The following is a 5,147-nucleotide window of genomic DNA, read 5'->3' as shown; positions in this document are numbered from 1 at the left end:
AACTAAAAAGACCGAAAAACTTAGAAAAATCAAACTAAGTTTTTCGGCTTTTTATTTTCATAAATAATTTTAAGAAATTTTAGCACTCCTCTTGCTTTTCTGCTAATTTATAGTATCATATTAATTGCTAGCACCTGAGAATTACGAGTGCTAAAAAGTGAGGGCGATTATTATGTTGACCGAACGTCAAGAGCTTATTTTAAAAACAATTATTACAGACTTTGCACAGTCGCATGAGCCTGTAGGCTCGAAGACGGTAATGAAGCAATTGCCAATTAAAGTATCAAGCGCTACTATTCGTAATGAAATGGCAGTGTTAGAAGAGCGAAGATTAATTGAAAAGACTCACTCTTCTAGTGGTAGAATTCCATCAAGTGATGGCTATCGTTACTATCTTGATAATTTGGTTGAGCCACTTCAATTACCAGAGTCTGTTTATAACACAATTGGAACACAATTGAATCGACCTTTTCATCAAGTGAATGAAATCGTACAGGAAGCAGCACGTATTTTATCCGATTTAACTAATTATACTGCTTTTGCTGAAGGACCTGGGAGTAGAGATGTTAAAATTACCGGTTTTAGAATCGTTCCTTTGTCTTCTAGCCAAGTGATGGCTATTCTGGTTACTAGTGATGGTAATGTTCAAAATCAAGTTTATGCTTTACCACATAATATTAATGGTGAAGAAATTGAGAAAGCAGTACGAATGATTAATGACCAATTAGTTGGCAAGAGCTTAAAAGAAATTAATGTTTCATTATTAAGTGGACTTGCTAAGAATGAATTGGGCAGTGATCATGCTAGTGAATTATTTAGTTTAGTTGAAGATGTTTTAAAATATGCTGCTAGTGAACAAATGTATGTAGATGGGCAAATTAATTTGCTTAATAATACATCTGAAAACAATATAAATGATATTCGTTCATTATATGAATTAATCGATCGAAACAATTTGTTTTCTAGTTTGATGGATATTAAGGCTGATCCTAAAACTGAAAAATATCCAGTTAAGGTAAAATTAGGATCTGAATTGCCAAATGATTTATTAAAAAATTATAGTTTGCTGACAGCTGAATATAGCGTCGGCTCCCATGGTAAAGGAACAATAGCTTTACTTGGGCCAACGCATATGCCGTATTCTCAAATGATAGGGCTTCTTGAATACTTTAGAAATGAGTTAGCCAAGAAGTTGCTTGATTATTACGGTAAATTTCAATAATAGAGGAGGTTAGCCGTGAGTAAAGAAAAGTTTCCTAGTGAAAAAAATTTAGATGAAAAAGAAACTGCTTCAACACCTGAAGCTGCCAAGAAAAAGGTAACTGAAGATAAAGAAGCAAAAAAAGATAAAGAAGAAAAAAAAGATAATCATGACGAAAAATTAGCTAAAGAAATAGCTGATTTAAAAGATAAAAATAAGGAGCTTGAAGATAAATATCTTCGTAGCGAGGCAGAAATTCAAAATATGCAAAATCGCTACTCAAAAGAGAGAGCCCAACTTATTAAATATGAATCTCAAAGCTTAGCTAAAGATATTTTGCCTGCTGTAGACAATTTGGAAAGAGCTTTAAGCGTAGAAGCCGATGATGATGTATCTAAGCAATTGAAGAAAGGCGTTAAGATGACGCTTGATTCATTGACTAAAGCATTAAAAGATCATGGGATCGTTGAGATTGAAGCTGAAGACGTAAAATTTGATCCGACATTGCATCAAGCTGTTCAAACTGTGGTAGCTGAAAATGATGATCAAAAAGATCACGTTGTTCAGGTTTTACAAAAAGGATATCAATATAAAGATCGGACACTAAGACCAGCAATGGTTGTAGTTGCTCAATAGGAGAGGAAGGTTTATACATGTCAAAAGTTATTGGTATTGATCTCGGAACTACTAACTCAGCAGTTGCAGTTCTTGAAGGTAAAGAACCAAAGATTATTACTAACCCAGAAGGTAACCGTACTACCCCATCTGTAGTAGCTTTTAAAGATGGAGAAATTCAAATTGGCGAAGTAGCTAAGCGTCAAGCTATTACTAACCCTAACACTATTGTTTCAATTAAGCGTCACATGGGTGAAGCTGATTACAAGGTTAAAGTTGGTGACAAGGAATACACACCACAAGAAATTTCTGCATTCATTTTGCAATACATCAAGAAGTTCTCAGAAGATTACTTAGGTGAAAAGGTAACCGATGCAGTTATTACTGTTCCTGCTTACTTTAACGATGCACAACGTCAAGCTACTAAGGATGCTGGTAAGATCGCTGGTTTGAATGTACAAAGAATTATCAATGAACCTACTGCTTCAGCTTTAGCCTTTGGTTTAAACAAAGACCAAGATGAAAAGGTTTTAGTTTACGACCTTGGTGGTGGTACTTTCGATGTTTCCGTTCTTCAATTAGGTGACGGTGTTTTCCAAGTATTATCAACTAACGGTGATACTCACCTTGGTGGTGATGACTTTGATAACCGTATCATGGATTGGTTAATCAAGAACTTTAAGGATGAAAATGGCGTTGACTTATCTAAGGATAAGATGGCTATGCAACGTTTAAAGGATGCTGCTGAAAAGGCTAAGAAAGACTTATCAGGTGTATCTTCAACTCATATTTCACTTCCATTCATTTCTGCTGGTGAAGCTGGCCCATTGCACCTTGAAGCTGACCTTACTCGTGCTAAGTTTGATGAATTGACTAGTGATTTAGTTGAAAAGACTAAGGTTCCATTTGATAATGCATTAAAGGATGCAGGTTTAACTGTAAATGATATCGATAAGGTTATCTTAAACGGTGGATCAACTCGTATCCCTGCAGTTCAAAAGGCTGTTAAAGAATGGGCTGGTAAAGAACCTGACCACTCAATCAACCCTGATGAAGCTGTTGCTTTGGGTGCAGCTATCCAAGGTGGTGTTATCTCAGGTGATGTTAAGGATATCGTTTTGCTTGATGTTACTCCATTGTCACTTGGTATTGAAACCATGGGTGGTGTCTTCACTAAGTTAATCGACAGAAACACTACTATTCCAACTTCAAAGAGCCAAATTTTCTCAACTGCTGCAGATAATCAACCAGCTGTAGATATTCACGTATTACAAGGTGAACGTCCAATGGCTGCCGATGATAAGACTCTTGGCCGCTTTGAATTAACTGATATTCCACCAGCACCACGTGGTGTTCCTCAAATTCAAGTTACCTTTGATATCGACAAGAACGGTATCGTAAACGTATCTGCTAAGGATATGGGTACTGGCAAAGAACAAAAGATTACCATTAAGAGTTCATCCGGTTTGTCAGATGAAGAAATCAAGCGTATGCAAAAAGACGCTGAAGAACATGCCGAAGAAGACAAGAAGCGTAAAGAAGAAGCTGACCTTAGAAATGAAGTCGACCAATTAATCTTTACTACTGACAAGACTTTGAAGGATACTAAGGATAAGCTTTCTGATAGTGACCGTAAGCCAGTTGAAGATGCCCTTGAAGCTTTGAAGAAGGCACAAAAGGACAACAACTTGGACGAAATGAAGGAAAAGAAGGATGCTTTGTCAAAGGCTGCTCAAGATTTGGCAGTTAAGCTTTACCAACAAAATGGTGGAGCACAAGGTGCTGCAGGTCAAGCTGGCCCACAAGGTGGTAACAATGGTGGTGCCCAAGATGGTGAATTCCACAAGGTAGATCCAAACAAGTAATGGGTTTATAATTAAACAAAAGGAGAAAAGAACTACCCATTGAGTAGTTCTTTTCTTTTGAAAATATAAGGAGTTCAATTAATGGCACAAGAAGATTATTATAAAGTGCTTGGCGTAGATCGTAACGCCAGTGACCAAGAAATTAGTAATGCATATAGAAAGTTAGCTAAAAAATATCACCCAGATTTGAACCATGAACCTGGTGCTGAAGAAAAATATAAAAAAGTTAACGAAGCTTATGAAGTTTTGCATGATAAACAAAAACGTGCACAATATGACCAATTTGGCTCCGCTGGTGTAAATGGCCAAGGTGGTTTTGGTGGCGCTGGCCAAGGCTTTGGTGGTGCCGGATTTGATACTTCTGGTTTTGGTGATTTTAGCGATATTTTTGGTGATATCTTTGGTCAAGGTAGACAACAAAGAGTAGATCCAACTGCACCACAGCGTGGCCAAGATTTAGATTATACTTTGACTATTGACTTTATGGACGCAATTAAAGGCAAGAAGACACAAGTAAACTATACTCGCAGCGAAACTTGTGGTACTTGTGGTGGTAATGGTTGTGAAAAGGGTACTCATCCAATTACCTGTGATAAATGTCATGGTACAGGTTATATGACTGTTACTCAACAATCCATGTTAGGAATGATTCGCCGTCAAACTATTTGTGATAAATGTCATGGTCGTGGTGTGATCATTGAACACCCATGTAAGACTTGTGGCGGTAAAGGTACTGTTGAAGGTAAAAATACTATTGAAGTTTATATTCCTGCAGGTATTGATAATGGTCAACAGCTTCGTTATCAAGGTCAAGGTGAAGCCGGTGTAAATGGCGGACCTTACGGTGATTTGTATATTAATTACAGAATTAAACCATCTAAGGTTTTCCAACGTCGTGGACAAAATATTTATACTGATGTTCCAATTTCATTTGCTCAAGCTACATTGGGGGATGAGATTACTGTTAAGACTGTTCATGGCGACCAAAAGTTAACTATCCCAGCTGGTACTCAACCGAATACGAAATTTACCCTTCGTGGTCAAGGTGTACCATATCTACGTGGAAATGGTAATGGTGATCAAATCATTACAGTTAATATCGTTATTCCAAAGCATATTAATGAAAAGCAAAAACAAGATTTAATTGACTTTGTTCATGATGGTGGTGGAGATATTACACCAAAAGAAAAGGGATTCTTTGAACGACTTAAAGATAAATTAAGTGGCGAAGATTAAAATAAATGACATTGCATTTCGCAATGTCATTTTTGTTTTAGGCTAATATTCGTTGAACCTCTGCGGTAAAGGTAGATTTTTGTAAATCTGTACTAATGAAATATATAGTAGCTACGCGTGGTGCTAGTTAAATCGTTTTAGTTAATAAAAAAGTCCAATCGGACTAGACTCAAGTTGTAGTATTCAATAGAAAAGAGTCTGATCTGATTGAACTGCCTTAAGCTTTAGCA

At 36.7% G+C, this 5,147-nt stretch carries 4 protein-coding genes; all 4 read left to right on the top strand.

The annotated features are described in order from the left end of the window. Nucleotides 1-172: 172 nt before the first annotated feature. The 4 genes from hrcA to dnaJ all read left to right on the top strand — a co-directional run bounded on the left by hrcA (nt 173) and on the right by dnaJ (nt 4,917). A complete protein-coding gene (gene hrcA, locus HMPREF0518_RS07310; protein ID WP_003627509.1) occupies nt 173-1,222 on the top strand; it encodes a heat-inducible transcriptional repressor HrcA in 1,050 nt (349 codons plus the stop codon). Nucleotides 1,223-1,237: 15 nt separating this feature from the next. Further along, nucleotides 1,238-1,837 (top strand): nucleotide exchange factor GrpE, encoded by a 600-nt coding sequence (grpE, locus tag HMPREF0518_RS07305; RefSeq protein ID WP_003627507.1) that lies wholly within the window; start codon nt 1,238-1,240, stop codon nt 1,835-1,837. Nucleotides 1,838-1,854: 17 nt separating this feature from the next. Continuing rightward, nucleotides 1,855-3,681, top strand: a complete 1,827-nt coding sequence (gene dnaK, locus HMPREF0518_RS07300; protein WP_003627506.1) for a molecular chaperone DnaK — start codon at nt 1,855-1,857, stop codon at nt 3,679-3,681. An 81-nt stretch (nt 3,682-3,762) separates the two neighbouring features. Next, nucleotides 3,763-4,917, top strand: a complete 1,155-nt coding sequence (dnaJ, locus tag HMPREF0518_RS07295; RefSeq protein ID WP_003627505.1) for a molecular chaperone DnaJ — start codon at nt 3,763-3,765, stop codon at nt 4,915-4,917. The last annotated feature ends 230 nt before the right edge of the window (nt 4,918-5,147 follow it).

The organism is Lactobacillus helveticus DSM 20075 = CGMCC 1.1877, assembly GCF_000160855.1.
Lineage (GTDB): Bacteria > Bacillota > Bacilli > Lactobacillales > Lactobacillaceae > Lactobacillus > Lactobacillus helveticus.
This window is presented reverse-complemented; position numbering and strand designations above follow the sequence as displayed.